Annotated in this window: 13 protein-coding genes; 2 read left to right on the forward strand and 11 right to left on the reverse strand. The window is 70.3% G+C overall.

Annotated features, from left to right (window positions below):
* Positions 1-77 precede the first annotated feature (77 nt).
* The 11 genes from ACFXOZ_RS00005 to ACFXOZ_RS00055 all read right to left on the reverse strand — a co-directional run bounded on the left by ACFXOZ_RS00005 (position 78) and on the right by ACFXOZ_RS00055 (position 11,942).
* A complete protein-coding gene (locus tag ACFXOZ_RS00005; RefSeq protein ID WP_375882070.1) occupies positions 78-455 on the reverse strand; it encodes a DUF2304 domain-containing protein in 378 nt (125 codons plus the stop codon).
* Positions 452-1,141 (reverse strand): glycosyltransferase family 2 protein, encoded by a 690-nt coding sequence (locus ACFXOZ_RS00010; protein ID WP_375882069.1) that lies wholly within the window; start codon positions 1,139-1,141, stop codon positions 452-454. The genes ACFXOZ_RS00005 and ACFXOZ_RS00010 overlap by 4 nt, the downstream gene beginning before the upstream one ends.
* 84 nt (positions 1,142-1,225) lie before the next feature.
* Positions 1,226-2,548: a hypothetical protein gene (locus ACFXOZ_RS00015; protein WP_375882067.1), complete on the reverse strand. Its 1,323-nt coding sequence runs from the start codon at positions 2,546-2,548 to the stop codon at positions 1,226-1,228.
* A gap of 135 nt (positions 2,549-2,683) precedes the next feature.
* Complete coding sequence (locus ACFXOZ_RS00020; RefSeq protein WP_380586087.1) at positions 2,684-4,756, reverse strand: hypothetical protein; 2,073 nt, start codon at positions 4,754-4,756, stop codon at positions 2,684-2,686.
* Positions 4,757-4,979: 223 nt separating this feature from the next.
* The gene (locus tag ACFXOZ_RS00025) at positions 4,980-5,435 is read right to left on the reverse strand and encodes a GtrA family protein (protein WP_375882063.1); all 456 of its coding nucleotides are present in this window, start codon (positions 5,433-5,435) and stop codon (positions 4,980-4,982) included.
* Positions 5,432-6,394 (reverse strand): glycosyltransferase family 2 protein, encoded by a 963-nt coding sequence (locus tag ACFXOZ_RS00030; protein ID WP_375882061.1) that lies wholly within the window; start codon positions 6,392-6,394, stop codon positions 5,432-5,434. Before ACFXOZ_RS00030 ends, ACFXOZ_RS00025 begins: the two co-directional genes overlap by 4 nt.
* 189 nt (positions 6,395-6,583) lie before the next feature.
* Positions 6,584-7,777, reverse strand: coding sequence for an elongation factor Tu (gene tuf, locus ACFXOZ_RS00035; protein WP_375882058.1), 1,194 nt, complete (start codon positions 7,775-7,777; stop codon positions 6,584-6,586).
* 195 nt (positions 7,778-7,972) lie between these two features.
* Complete coding sequence (gene fusA / locus ACFXOZ_RS00040; RefSeq protein WP_380521252.1) at positions 7,973-10,078, reverse strand: elongation factor G; 2,106 nt, start codon at positions 10,076-10,078, stop codon at positions 7,973-7,975.
* 39 nt (positions 10,079-10,117) lie between these two features.
* Positions 10,118-10,588, reverse strand: a complete 471-nt coding sequence (rpsG, locus tag ACFXOZ_RS00045; protein ID WP_148644378.1) for a 30S ribosomal protein S7 — start codon at positions 10,586-10,588, stop codon at positions 10,118-10,120.
* A gap of 2 nt (positions 10,589-10,590) precedes the next feature.
* Entirely contained in the window at positions 10,591-10,962 is a 372-nt protein-coding gene (gene rpsL / locus ACFXOZ_RS00050; protein WP_014144289.1) for a 30S ribosomal protein S12, read from the reverse strand.
* 428 nt (positions 10,963-11,390) lie between these two features.
* Positions 11,391-11,942 (reverse strand): DUF1707 and DUF4190 domain-containing protein, encoded by a 552-nt coding sequence (locus ACFXOZ_RS00055; RefSeq protein WP_380521254.1) that lies wholly within the window; start codon positions 11,940-11,942, stop codon positions 11,391-11,393.
* 256 nt (positions 11,943-12,198) lie between these two features.
* Between ACFXOZ_RS00055 and ACFXOZ_RS00060 the strand changes: the two genes are divergently transcribed.
* Positions 12,199-13,035 (forward strand): ABC transporter ATP-binding protein, encoded by an 837-nt coding sequence (locus ACFXOZ_RS00060; protein ID WP_380586092.1) that lies wholly within the window; start codon positions 12,199-12,201, stop codon positions 13,033-13,035.
* Positions 13,032-14,663, forward strand: coding sequence for a transporter (locus tag ACFXOZ_RS00065; RefSeq protein WP_380521257.1), 1,632 nt, complete (start codon positions 13,032-13,034; stop codon positions 14,661-14,663). The genes ACFXOZ_RS00060 and ACFXOZ_RS00065 overlap by 4 nt, the downstream gene beginning before the upstream one ends.
* The last annotated feature ends 61 nt before the right edge of the window (positions 14,664-14,724 follow it).

Consider the following 14,724-nt stretch of genomic DNA (forward strand, 5'->3'; position numbering starts at 1 on the left):
TGGGGGGGGGGGGCGGGCGCCCGGCGAGGGGCCCCCCCCCTCCGCCACTGGTACTGCGCTGTGGTGACCGCCCGGGATCAGTGCTCGGAGCCGACCGGGGCGTTGAGCCGGTCGTTGTTGTGCCGGACACCCTCGGTGATGGCCACGGTGCGGGCCAGGTCGGTGATCTTCTTCTCCAGCGAGCGGAAGCGCAGGTAGGTGTTGAGGGTCAGGAAGCCCATGGCGATGACCATCAGGTAGAGCACCAGGTCGGTGCCGCGGCCGACGCCCAGCGCGGTGGCCAGCTTGGTCACGCCGCTCGGCCACAGGATCGCGACGACGTTGACGATCACGAAGAGCGTGAAGGCGATGCGCTTCCACGCCCGGGTGTTCGCCTTGTCCCAGCGCCAGACGAAGACGAGCGCCATGGCCACCGCGGCCACGACCAGGATGAGCTGGATCCAGAGGTGGTTCATCGGCCGTTACGCTCCCGCAGCGAGATGTCGAAGAGGATGTTCACGCCGTTGATCAGGGACTGGCCCTTGGCGCGCGAGTAGTCGGTGTAGAGGATGTCCACCGGAACCTCGGCGACCCGCAGGTCCGAGCCGGCGAGGAAGGAGACGATCTCCGAGGCGTGTGCCATGCCGTTCATGGTGATCTTGATCCGGCCGGCGGCCTCGCGGTTCATCACCCGCAGCCCGTTGTGCGCGTCCGTGAGCTTGAGCTTGCGGGCGGTCGGGCTGACCGCGGCGGCGGTGCGGAGCACCACCCGCTTGATCCACGGCACCTGGCCGGTCTGCTCGATGAAGCGGGAGCCGAGGACGATGTCGGCCTCGCCCTCGCGCAGCAGCGCCACCATCTTCTCGACGTCGGCGGTCTGGTGCTGGCCGTCCGCGTCGAAGGTCGCGAAGTACTCGGCGCCCTCCTGGGCGAGCGCGTACTTGAGACCGGTCTGGAGCGCGGCGCCCTGCCCCAGGTTGACCGGGTGCCGCACCAGGTGGGCGCCGGTCGTCATGACGTGCTCGGCCGTGTCGTCGGTGCAGCCGTCGTCGATCACCACGATGTTCGGGAAGGTCTTGCGTGCCCCCTCCACGACGTCGGCGATCACCTGGCCTTCGTTGTAGGCCGGGATCACCAGCCAGACGTTGTCATACTCGGACACAGGTGCTCCATGCTTGGCGAACGGCACGGCGGCCCGTGCCTCGGGTCTGTCTATCGGTGCTGGTCATGGTGTCTGGGCCCACCCTCAGGAGGTCCGCAGCGGCTCTGCCGCGGACCGGTCTGCCGACACGGCAGCGGGGCGGGAGGGGAAGGCACGGTACAGCGACCACAACATCAGGACGGCACTGACCAGTGAGCCCGCCAGGTACGCGAGCTCTGCCCGGAGACCCACATCGCCCGGTGCGAGCGCGACAGCCACCAATGCTACGGAACCGGCGGTCCAACCGACCAGTTGGCGGCGGTGCTGGGCGCTCGACATCAGCGCCTGGCCGAAGACCGTCGCCAGGACGTAGCAGAGCGTTCCGAAGACCAGCCAGACGAAGTCCAGCGGGCCGAGCACGTCCTTGGCGTTGAACAGCAGCGGGTTGAGCTTGGAGCCGAGCACGATCACCGGCAGGCCGCCGCCGATGCACATCGCGGCGACGATCGCGGTGGTACGGGTCAGCACCTTGCGGAACTCGGCGTGGTCGCCGGCCGCGGCGGCGCCGGAGAGCGCGGAGACCATCGAAGCCTGCAGGGCGCTGTAGGCGAACAGCGGCGCCCGGGCCATCACCACCGCCTGGCCGATCGCGAACACCAGCGCGTCGGAGGCCTCGGAGTGCTTCGGAGAGAGCAGGCGCACGCAGACCACGGTCGCGTTGACCACCAGCTGGCTCAGCATCACCGAGGCGATCAGCAGGCCGAGGCCGCCGGTCAGCTGCTTCCAGGGCACCTCCGGGCCGGGGGTGCGGTCCGCGAGGGTGCCGCGCAGGCCGATCAGCGAGGCGGCCAGCGGGGAGACGAAGAGGATCAGGCCGAAGGCCAGCGCCGAGTGCAGGCCGGCCGCCGCGGCCACCGCGGCCAGGCCGATCCGCAGCCCGCCGTCGACCGCCAGCTGCGTGCCGTACGGGCCGAACAGCCCGAGGCCGGCCAGGGCACCGCGGGCCACCGAGCTCACCGCGAGGCCGGCCAGGCCGCCGGCCAGGGCGACCACCAGTGCCTTGTCCCCGCTGAACAGCAGGTCGGCGACCGGGCCCGCGGCCGCGGCCAGCAGTGCGCACACCGCGACCAGGAGTGCCATCGCGAGGAGCAGCATCCGGCGCACCGCGGGCAGTGCCCCGTGTCCGGCCACCTTGCGGGCGGCCACCAGCCGGGTCAGTTCGAGTTCGACCGGCTGGAAGAGTCCCCACCCCACGGACATCACGATGGTCCAGAGCATGGTGACGTTGGCCTTGCCCACGGCACTCAGGCTGTAGCCCACGAGCGCCATGTAGACGTACGCCGAAGCTCCGAGCACGACCGTGCCACCGACCACGAGCCGCGCCCCCGGGGGAAGCGCCCCAAGCAGCTTGGCGATCGGGTTCTTCATCACATGACCACCGAATTCACCGGCCGGCCGTGCAGCACGCCTCCGCACGAGGCCGGCCAAGCCGTGCGATTGCTGTGAATAGTAGCGGGTGGCCGTGAATGCTCGGTGCGCGCGGGCGTTCCCTCGGACGCCATCTCAGACGGTCCCGGGGAACGTACGGCCCCACGGCTGGGTCCAGAGGATCCCCTGATCGCTCACGACGTCGACCGTGACGCCGTTCTTGGCCAGGTCCCGCTTGATCCGCTCCCCCACGGAACGGTCGGCGGTCAGGATGGTCGGCGTCGGGTGCGGCGCGGGGAGCTTCTCGATGGCGCCCTTCAACCTGCCGAGGGAGCGCTGGTAGTCCTCCTCCTTCGCCTGCGGACCGCCGATGCCCACCCAGTGGATGTCGTACAGCGCCTTCATGTCACCGCCGCGCCGGTTCATCAGCGAGGCGAGCCAGGTGGCCTTGAGGTTCTTGACCTCGTCGTTGGAGACCAGCGCGATCACCGGTCCGTCGCTGCGCAGGGCCCGCAACCCGTCCATGCCCTTGGGGCCCATGTCGGTCTCGGCCTCGCCGCGGCTCCAGACCACCAGCGGGTTGTTGGACCACGCGGAGGGAGCCTCCTTGGTGGCCAGGAAGCCCCACTGCACGTTGGCGAAGAGACTCAGCGCGGCGGCGACCGTCAGCCCGGAGAGCGCGAGCTCGCCCAGGCGCCGGCTCAGCGTGTTCCCGGTGCCCCGGTGGGGTGTCTGGAGGACCGCCCCGACCGCGCCGATCGACACCAGGGCGACCACGACGCCCACCGCCGTCATCTTGTGGAAGTAGTACGAGTACTTCTCGATGGTCTGCAGCTGGTAGACCGCGAAGGCGCTGAGCAGGCCGCCGGTGCCGAGCAGCACCGCCAGGTGCGCCCGCCCGGTGGCGGTGCGGCGGTTGCGCGGCATGGCCGCCGCCAGCAGGCCGAGCAGCCCGCCGCCGATCAGGATCGAGCGGTCCGCGGCGACGCTCGGGCCGCTCATGTTCGAGGCGTCCGCGACGTTCAGGTCGCCCATCACCGACAGGACGCTCGGCAGCGCGGCCACGCCCAGCGCGCACGCCAGTGCGCCGAGCGTCCACCACCAGCGCCCGGCGAACCTGCGCCGGTGCACCACCAGCGCGCCCAGCAGCGGCACGCCGACGAACGCGCCGTAGATGTTGTACGTGTAGGTGACGGAGATCAGCCCGGCGGAGGCGGCCAGCACGAACTCGGTGCGGCCCATCGCCGGCCGGATCAGCACCGCGAAGGCGAGCGCGATCAGCAGCAGGCCGATGAAGGTCGAGTCGAAGCCGTGGACCAGCAGGTCCAGGTAGTTGGTGGAGAACATGATCGCGCCGACGGTCGCGCAGACCGCCGCCGCCCGCCAGCCGCGCAGCCGCGGCCCGCCGATCCAGCGCGCCGCCCAGACCAGCACGGTGCAGAACAGCGCGTACGCCACCAGCAGGTACAGGAAGTACCGGTTCATGGTGTGGATCATGTCGCCGGGGTCGGCGGCGGAGTGGACCAGCCCGTCGATCCAGGCCAGCAGGAAGTGCGAGCCCTGCGGGTAGGTCACCTCGGACGGCGGGATCAGGTAGGACCTGGCGGCCTCCTGGTGGAGGAAGGCGAAGCCCCCGACCCCCTGGATGCCGGAGAAGAAGGAGAAGTGCGAGAGCCGGTCCTCCGCCGTGGCGAAGAAGGCGACCCGCTCCGCGGCCGACGCACCGGCGACCGGGTGGAACAGGTAGTGCCACATCCCGGCGAAGGTGCCCACCACCAGCAGGTCCGACCAGCGGAAGCGCAGCGGCAGCCGGGGGGCGCGCCGGGCGGCCCATGCGGCCGTGGTCAGCACGCTGAACAGCACACCGCTGGTGGCCGTCGGCGACAGGCCCCAGGGCCAGAGCGAGAAGGCCAGGCCGAAGGCCAGCACCGCGCCGACCAGGATCAGCCCGGCGACGAAGAGCCGGTCGAGCAGCACACCGCCGACCCTGATCACGGCGGCGACCGCGAGCAGCAGCAGCGGCAGCAGCACGACGCCCAGGTGCAGCGCGACCAGGCCGGCCGGCACCAGCCAGGACAGGGCGAGCCCGCCTGCCAGGACGAACGGGTTGCGCCGCGGCCGTCTGCTGTCGGCGGGCGGGGACGGCGGTCCCGATGGCACGGTTCTGTGCCCGGTCTCGCTGTCGGGTGAGCTCTGTATGGTCGACACGGTGCCGTGCCCCTCCGGTCAAGTCCCTGCCGCCCGTCTCCCCCCTACCGGGTCCGGACTTCCGCCACCGTCTGCGGGCAGGCTGCAAGCGCCCAGCATACCGAGGGCCCCATTGGTCCAGACCTCCCAGGGGCCCTGTGGGCCGCCTGCGAACCACCGGGCGCGCACACGGTCCGTCCGCCCCGGGAACGCCGGACGGTCGGCGGTGGAGCGGATCCCCTGGTCAGGCCTCGGAGCGGTCCGGCTGCCCGGCGGATCCGCCCCGGAAGACCCAGACCTTCAACAGGACGAACCGGGCGACCGTGGCCAGCCCGTTGGCGACGACCAGCCCGCCGACCTCCACCGGCCGGGAGGCGTCCGGCACCACCCGGTCGAGCAGGGCGAGCACCCCGGAGCTGAGGCCGAGCCCGATCAGGAAGGCGACGGCGCCCTGCAACTGGTGGCGGACCATCCCCTGCGAACCGACCACCCCGAAGGTGAAGCGCCGGTTGGCGGCCGTGTTCGCCACCGCGCTGACCGCCAGGGCGATCAGGTTGGCCGCCTGCGGGTCGGTGAACCGCCGCGCGACGACGAACAGCCCCAGGTAGAAGACGGTGCTGAGGACGCCGATGACCAGGAAGGACGGCAGCTGGCGGCGGGCCCCGGAGGCGGGCCCGACCGGCTCCTCGGTGAGCGTCACCGGCCCCGGCCCCGCTCGTCGTCGTCCTCGGCCGAGTCGTAGCCGACGAAGTAGGTCGGGCGGTTCTGCACCGCCGAGTAGATCCGGCCCACGTACTCCCCCAGCAGCCCGACGCAGATCAGCTGCACCCCGCCGAGGAAGAGCATCCCGATGAACAGCGAGGACCAGCCCGGCACCGTCGAGCCGAGCGCGTACGAGACGGTGGCGTGGATCCCCAGCGCGATGCAGACCACGAAGCTGACCAGGCCGAGGTAGGTGGCCAGCCGCAGCGGGGCGGCGGAGAAGTTGGTGATGCTGTCGAGCGCGAGCCGCACCATCTTGGACAGCGGGTAGTGGGTGCCGCCGGCGACCCGCTCCTCGCGGACGTAGACGACCTCGCCGCTGGGGAAGCCGAGCCACGGCACCAGCAGCCGGTAGACCGGCTGGTGCTCGGGCAGCTGCTTGAGGGCGTCCACGGCGGCCCGGCTGAGCAGCCGGAAGTCGCCGGCCTGGTTGGGCATCCGCTTGCCGACCAGCCGGCGCATCAGCCAGTAGTACGCGCCCGCGCTGCGGCGCTTGAAGGCGGTGTCGGTGCCGCGGTCCCCGCGCACGCCGTAGACCACGTCGAGGCCCTGTTCGCGGGCCAGGTCGAGCATCTCCGGGATCTTCTCCGGCGGGTCCTGGAGGTCGGCGTCGATGCTGACCACGTAGTCGCCGATGGCCCGGTGGATGCCCGCGGTGAGCGCGGCCTGGTGCCCGGAGTTGCGGGCGAAGCGGACGATGCGGAACTCCGGCCAGTCCTGCCGGATCTTCTGCATCAGCACGGGGGTGGCGTCCCGGCTGCCGTCGTCCACGCCGACGACCTCGTAGTCGACCCCCAGCCCGTCCAGGATCGGGCGCAGTCGCTCGACGGTGAGCGGGAGCGCCTCCTGCTCGTTGTAGATCGGCATCACGACGGACAACAGCGGTGCCGTAGACATGCGATGGATCCCACTTTCCGCGACGGCGGGACTGGATGGTGAGCCGACCATAACAGTCGGCCATGAGCTGCCCGTGAGAGGAAGTGCGCCCAGGTGAGCGCGGGGTTAGACGCCGAAGGGCCCCACGCACCGCAAGGTGCGTGGGGCCCTTCGGACGAGCCTGACGGGGCAGGCAGGTCAGAGCACCAATTACTTGATGATCTTGGTGACCTGGCCGGCGCCGACGGTGCGGCCACCCTCACGGATGGCGAACTTGAGGCCCTCCTCCATGGCGATCGGCTGGATCAGCGCGACGGTCATGGCGGTGTTGTCGCCCGGCATGACCATCTCGGTGCCCTCGGGGAGGGTCACGACGCCGGTCACGTCCGTGGTACGGAAGTAGAACTGCGGGCGGTAGTTGTTGAAGAACGGGGTGTGGCGGCCACCCTCGTCCTTCGACAGGATGTAGGACTGGGCCTCGAAGTCGGTGTGCGGCGTGACCGAACCCGGCTTGATGATGACCTGGCCGCGCTCGACGTCCTCGCGCTTGATGCCACGGAGCAGCAGACCGACGTTCTCACCGGCCTGGCCCTCGTCGAGCAGCTTGCGGAACATCTCGATGCCGGTGACCGTGGTGGTGGTCTTGGTCTCCTTGATGCCGATGATGTCGACAGTCTCGTTGACCTTGAGGATGCCACGCTCGATACGACCGGTGACGACGGTGCCACGACCGGTGATCGTGAAGACGTCCTCGATCGGCATCAGGAACGGCTGGTCCACGGCGCGGGCCGGGGTCGGGATGCTCTCGTCGACCGCGTGCATGAGGCCGAGGAGCTTCTGGCCCCACTCGGCGTCGCCCTCGAGGGCCTTCAGCGCGGAGACGCGGACGACCGGCAGGTCGTCGCCCGGGAACTCGTACTCGGAGAGCAGCTCGCGGACCTCGAGCTCGACGAGCTCCAGGATCTCCTCGTCGTCCACCATGTCGGCCTTGTTCAGGGCGACGACGATGTACGGGACGCCGACCTGGCGGGCCAGGAGGACGTGCTCCTTGGTCTGCGGCATCGGGCCGTCGGTGGCGGCGACCACCAGGATGGCGCCGTCCATCTGGGCGGCACCGGTGATCATGTTCTTGATGTAGTCCGCGTGACCCGGGCAGTCGACGTGGGCGTAGTGGCGCGCCTCGGTCTGGTACTCGACGTGCGCGATCGAGATGGTGATACCGCGCTGACGCTCCTCCGGGGCCTTGTCGATCTGGTCGAACGGCGTGAAGGGGTTGATCTCCGGGTACGCGTCGTGCAGCACCTTGGTGATGGCCGCGGTCAGCGTGGTCTTGCCGTGGTCGATGTGACCGATGGTGCCGATGTTGACGTGGGGCTTCGTCCGCTCGAACTTCGCCTTGGCCACTGAGTCCTCCTGAGGACAGTTCCTGTACGCCGTGCTGACGTCAGTTGGTCTTTGATACGGGCCCGGCCTGGGTGCCCGAAGCACCTCTCGCCGCCCCGTGGTTGGGGGCCGGAGGCCCTGGGAGGATCCGGACGGATCCTCCCAGGTCGCCTCCTAAGAGCCTAAGGGGTGTGAATCATCCCGAATATCGGGAGGTCACTCGCCCTTGGACTTGGCGATGATCTCCTCAGCCACGGCCTTGGGGACCTCGGCGTACGAGTCGAACTGCATCGAGTAGCTCGCGCGACCAGAGGTCTTGCTGCGCAGGTCACCGACGTAGCCGAACATCTCGGAGAGGGGCACCAGCGCCGAGACGACGCGGGCACCGTGACGCTCGTCCATGGACCGGATCTGGCCACGGCGAGAGTTGATGTCGCCGATCACGTCGCCCATGTAGTCCTCGGGCGTGGTGACCTCGACGGCCATCATCGGCTCGAGGAGGACCGGCTTGGCCTTCCTCGCGCCTTCCTTGAAGGCCATCGAACCGGCGATCTTGAACGCGAGCTCGGAGGAGTCGACGTCGTGCGACTGGCCGTCGAGCAGGCTCACGCGGACACCCTGGAGCGGGTAGCCGGCGAGGATGCCGAACTCCATGGCCTCCTGGCAACCGGCGTCGACCGACGGGATGTACTCCCGCGGGACGCGGCCACCGGTGACCTTGTTGACGAACTCGTAGCCCTCGGCCTGCTCGAGCGGCTCGATCGCGATCTGCACCTTGGCGAACTGACCGGAACCACCGGTCTGCTTCTTGTGGGTGTAGTCGATGCGCTCGACGGCCTGACGGATCGTCTCGCGGTACGCGACCTGCGGCTTGCCGACGTTGGCCTCGACCTTGAACTCACGCTTCATACGGTCGACCAGCACCTCGAGGTGCAGCTCGCCCATACCCGCGATGATGGTCTGGCCGGTCTCCTCGTCCGTGTTGACCTGGAAGGACGGGTCCTCCTCGGCGAGACGCTGGATGGCGACACCCAGCTTCTCCTGGTCACCCTTGGACTTGGGCTCGATCGCGACGCGGATGACCGGGGCCGGGAAGTCCATGGACTCCAGGATGACCGGGCTCTTCTCGTCGGACAGCGTCTCACCGGTGGTGGTCTGCTTGAGGCCCATGACGGCGACGATGTCGCCGGCGCCCACCGACTCGATCTCCTCACGCTTGTTCGCGTGCATGCGGTAGATCTTGCCGATGCGCTCCTTCTTGCCCTTGACGGCGTTCAGCACCGAGGTGCCGGACTCCAGGCGGCCGGAGTAGATCCGGACGAAGGTGAGCTTGCCCAGGTGCGGGTCGGACATGATCTTGAACGCCAGCGCGGCCAGCGGCTCGTCGTCCGAAGCCTTGCGGGAGATCTTGGTCTCCGGGTCGTTCGGCTTCGTGCCCTCGACGGACTCGATGTCCAGCGGGGACGGCAGGTACTTGACGACCGCGTCGAGCAGGGGCTGAACGCCCTTGTTCTTGAAGGCGGTACCGCAGAAGATCGGGGTGAAGTCCGAGTTCAGGGTGCCCTTGCGGATCGCGTCCTGCAGCAGCTCGACCGGGATCTCCTCGCCCTCCAGGGCGAGCTCCATGATCTCGTCGCTGACGTTGGAGACGGTGTCGATCAGCGTCTCGCGGTACTCGTCCGCCTGCTCCTGCAGCTCGGCCGGGATGTCGACGATGTCGTACATCTCGCCCTTGGCGGCCTCGGCCGACCAGATCAGCGCCTTCATGCGGACCAGGTCGACAACGCCCTGGAAGTCCGCCTCGGCACCGATCGGGAGCTGCATCACCAGCGGGGTGGCGCCGAGGCGCTCCACGATGGTGTCGACGCAGAAGAAGAAGTTCGCGCCCGTGCGGTCCAGCTTGTTGATGAAGCAGATGCGCGGGACGCCGTAGCGGTCAGCCTGCCGCCACACGGTCTCGGACTGGGGCTCGACACCGGCGACACCGTCGAACACCGTCACGGCACCGTCGAGGACGCGCAGCGAACGCTCCACCTCGACGGTGAAGTCGACGTGACCCGGGGTGTCGATGATGTTGATGGTGTGGTCGGCATCGTCGACGGTCCAGTGACAGGTCGTCGCGGCCGACGTGATCGTGATGCCGCGCTCCTGCTCCTGCTCCATCCAGTCCATGGTGGCAGCGCCATCGTGGACCTCACCGATCTTGTACGACACGCCGGTGTAGAACAGGATCCGCTCGGTGGTGGTGGTCTTGCCCGCGTCGATGTGCGCCATGATCCCGATGTTGCGGACCTTGGCGAGGTCAAGGGAGGTTGCAGCCATGGTGGCTCGTTCTCTCTCTGTCTAGTGACGGGGTACGGACTACCAGCGGTAGTGCGCGAAGGCCTTGTTGGACTCGGCCATCTTGTGGGTGTCCTCGCGACGCTTCACGGAAGCGCCCAGGCCGTTGCTGGCGTCGAGGATCTCGTTCATCAGGCGCTCGGTCATGGTCTTCTCGCGACGGGCGCGGGAGTAACCGACCATCCAGCGCAGCGCCAGGGTGCTGGCGCGGCCCGGACGGACCTCGACCGGAACCTGGTAGGTCGCGCCACCGACACGGCGGGACTTGACCTCGAGGGCCGGCTTGACGTTCTCCAGCGCACGCTTCAGCGCGACGACCGGGTCCGAGCCGGTCTTCTCACGGACGCCCTCGAGGGCGCCGTAGACGATCCGCTCGGCGGTGGAGCGCTTGCCGTGCAGCAGGATCTTGTTGACCAGCTGGGTGACGACAGGGGAGCCGTAGACCGGGTCGATGATGACCGGGCGCTTCGGGGCGGGGCCCTTACGAGGCATTCTTACTTCTCCTTCTTGGCGCCGTAGCGGCTGCGAGCCTGCTTGCGGTTCTTGACACCCTGGGTGTCGAGCGAACCGCGGATGATCTTGTAGCGGACACCAGGAAGGTCCTTCACACGACCACCGCGCACCAGCACGATGGAGTGCTCCTGCAGGTTGTGGCCCTCGCCCGGGATGTAAGCGGTGACCTCGATCCCGCTGGTGAGGCGCACACGGGCGACCTTACGAAGCGCCGAGTTCGGCTTCTTCGGGGTGGTCGTGTACACACGCGTGCAGACCCCACGGCGCTGCGGGGAGCCCTTCAGCGCGGGAGTCTTGTTCTTCTCGACCTTGTCCTGCCGGCCCTTTCGGACCAGCTGCTGGATCGTAGGCACCGTTTCTCCGTTTTCTGTGTGCCAAGGCTTGGTGGAACTAACCTGCGGTGTCTCCCTTGCACACAACCCCGTGGTCGACCCACGCGGTCGGGTGTGTTGGGCTTTTTCCGACACGGAATCCCATGGCTGATGTACAGCGACGGCGCTCTACGCGCGGCGCGCTTTGAGGCGCTCCGGCTCGGCGCGGCGACCGGTGTGCATGCACGCACAAGGACCCGGGGACACCCCAGGCACAAGGTCAGAGCGTACCTAGCGCATGGGGCTCGGTCAAAACAAATGCAACGCCGCAGGTCGCGGCCTTCGGCCGGGTGTCGCCCCGGTGTCCCGTACGCGACCGGCCGGTGTCGGGCCGCCCTCCACCCGCTCTACCACAGTCGGCGGGCACCCGCCAGCGGGGCGGCCGGGGCCGCCGGGGCGGCCTAGGCGACCTAGGAGGCGATGCCCAACATGATCACCAGCAGCCAGAAGGCGCCGCCCAGGTAGCCGAGCACCAGGCCCAGCACCGCCGCCCAGTCCCCGTCCATGTTGCGCTCGCGGATCTGCCGGCGGGCGAGGTGGCCGGTGATCACCGCGGGCACCACCGGCAGCGCCAGGAAACCGGTCAGGCCGCACACCAGGGAGACCACTGCCAGCACGCTGGTGGGCCGGGCCTGCGGCACCGGCGGCGGCACCAGGAAGGTCGCCGGGACGGGCTGCGCGGCCTGCAACGGCGCCGCCATCGGCCCGGACGGCAGGTCGGCCACCAGCGCGGCCAGCTCGCCGTAGGTCACCGCCCGGGCCGCCGCCTCGTGGCGCTGCCCGTACTCCTCGACGGACAGCCGCCCCTCGGCGAACCCGGCCTTCAACACGTCCACCGTCCGGTCCCGGTCGGCGTGGCTGGCCCGCATCACCGACTGCGGGGTCGGCGCGGCCTGCCAGCCGGCCGCATTCCGGCCGTACCGATCGGTGGGGCGGGACTCGCCCCACGGTTGAACGGACATCCGCCACCTCCCGGGCGCCGCGGCACCCCCGCGCGCTCACTGGTCCTCATAGTGCAGGACGAACCGGGGAACTGAGTAGTTGCCGAATCGGACCGGCAGCTCCCGGAGACCGTCGCCGGGCGGCGCGCCTCACCCGTTCGGCGGACAGGCTCAGGGGATGCTCAAAGCGGGCGACAGCCCGTCGGGCCGGTGCCAGGCTGGCTCCGGAGCGCCCCGCCACCGCGCGTCCACCCACGACCAGAGACAGAAGGCCGCCATGCAGGCGTCAGAACCGTCGCCCTCCGAACCGACCGCCGCTGGCCGGCCCGGACCGGGCACCCCGTCCGCCGTCAGCATCCAGGGGCTGTGGAAGCACTTCGGCACCCAGGCCGCCGTCGCCGGGCTCAGCCTGGAGCTCCCGGCCGGGTCGTTCATCGGCCTGGTCGGGCCGAACGGCGCCGGCAAGACCACCACGCTGTCCATGGCCACCGGCCTGCTCCGGCCCGACCAGGGCACCGTGCTGGTGCACGGCACCGATGTCTGGGCCGACCCGGTCACGGTCAAGGCCCGGATCGGCATCCTGCCCGAGGGCCTGCGGATGTTCGAGCGGCTCAGCGGGCGCGAACTGCTCCAGTACACCGGCCGGCTGCGCGGCCTGCCCGGCGCCGAGGTGGACCGCCGCGCCGAGGAGCTGCTGGCCGTCCTGGACCTCGGCCGGGACGCCGACAAGCTGGTCGCCGACTACTCCACCGGCATGCGCAAGAAGATCGGGCTGGCCGCCGCGCTGCTGCACAACCCCGACGTGCTGTTCCTGGACGAGCCCTTCGAGGGCGTCGACCCGGTCTCCGCCCAGACCATCCGCGGCGTGCTCAAGCGGTACGCGGCGGCCGGCTCCACCGTGGTCTTCTCCAGCCACGTGATGGAGCTGGTCGAGCAGCTCTGCGACTGGGTCGCCGTGGTCAACGCGGGCCGGGTGATCGCCCAGGGCCCGCTGGACGCCGTCCGCGGCGGACGCAGCCTGCACGCGGCCTTCCTGGAGCTGATCGGCGTCCGCGAGGACGACGGCCAGGCCCTCGGCTGGCTGGGCGGCGGACGCACCGGGGACACCCGGTGACCGCCGCCACCGCGCCCGTCACCGCCGTGCCCGACGACCGGACGGTGGTCCGCGGCCTGGTCGCGCTCAAGCTGCGGCTGCTGCGCAACGGGCTGCGCCGCAGCCGGGGCCGGGCGGCCGTGTACGTCCTCGGCGGCGTCCTCGGCCTGGGCTTCGCGGGCCTGATCGCCTTCGGCATGGCGATGCTCAACGGACGCTACGAGGGCTCCGGCAACACCGGGGTGATGCTGGCCGGCGTGCTCACCCTGGGCTGGGCCGCGCTGCCGCTGTTCCTGTTCTCCAGCGACGAGAGCGCCGACCCGACCCGGCTCACCATGCTGCCGCTGCGGCCCGGCCCGCTGCTGCGCGGTTCGCTGCTGGCCTCGCTGATCGGGCCCGGCCCGCTGATCAGCCTGGTGCTGGTGACCGGCGCGGTGCTGTCCGGCGCCACCGGGGGCGCCGCAGCCGCCACCGCGGTGGTCGCCGTGCCGCTCGCCCTGCTCTGCCTGGTCACGCTGTCCCGGGCGGTCGCGGCCGGGAACGCCCGGATGCTCTCCAGCCGGCGCGGCAAGGACTTCGCGATCTTCGGCGGGCTGGCCTTCGCCCTGCTCGTCCAGGGCGCCAACGTCGGCTCGCAGAGCATCTTCGGCCGGCAGCACGGCCAGGACATCGACCTCGGCCCGCTCAGGCCGATCGCCGCGGTACTGCGCTGGATCCCGCCGGTCAGCGCCGTGGACGCCCCCCGCAGCGTCGGCGCGGGCGAGTACGGGGCGGCGCTGCTCCAGCTCGCCGCGGCCGGTGCGCTGCTCGTCTTGCTGCTGCGCTGGTGGCGGGGCAGCCTCCAGGAGCTGATGGTCACCGCCGACTCCTCCACCCTGGAGGTGGCCCGCGGGGTGCAGAGCGCCCGCGGCTGGCGCTTCCTGCCGGAGGGCCGCACCGGCGCGGTGATGCAGCGCCACCTGCGGTACGCCTGGCGCGAGCCGCGGGCCAAGGCCGCGCTGTTCACCAGCGTCGGGATGACGCTGGTGATCTGCCTGCTGTCGGTGGTGCAGGGCTGGTCGAGCGTCTACCTGCTGGCGATGACCGGGACCTTCCTCGGGCTGCAGATGCTCAACCTGTTCGGCATGGACGGCTCGGCGTTCTGGATGGTCGCCGCCACCCTGCGCACCCCGGCCGATGCCCGGGACGAGCTGCGCGGCCGGGCGTACGCGGTGCTGTCGTACGCCCTGCCGGTCACCGTGGTGCTCGGGCTGGTGCTGGCCGCCGTCACCGGCGACTGGAGCGGGCTGCCGTCCGCCCTCGGCCTCGCGCTGGCAGTGCTCGGCGGCGGCATCGCGCTCGGCTCGGTGTTCAGCGTGCTCGCGCCGTACACCATGCCCGCCGACAGCAACCCGATGCGCAACGCCGCCCCCGGGCAGGGCGGGCTGATCCTGCTCAACCAGTTCGGCTCGATGCTCGGCGTCGCGGTGCTCTCCCTGCCGGTCGGCGGCTACCTGCTCTGGGCGCTGCTCTCGGACGGGCCGAGCTGGCCGCTGCTGCTGCTCGGCCCGGCCTACGGCGCCCTGGTCGCCACCCTCGGCATCCGGCTGGCGGCCCCCCGGCTGCTGGAGCGTGTGCCGGAGATCATGGCCAAGGCCATCGAACGGTAGCTAGGTCTGCCCGGCCGCTCCGGCATCATGGGCCGGAGGGGCGGGGCCGTCGAGGAGAGCA

This window comes from Kitasatospora sp. NPDC059160 (genome assembly GCF_042755465.1).
GTDB lineage: Bacteria > Actinomycetota > Actinomycetes > Streptomycetales > Streptomycetaceae > Kitasatospora.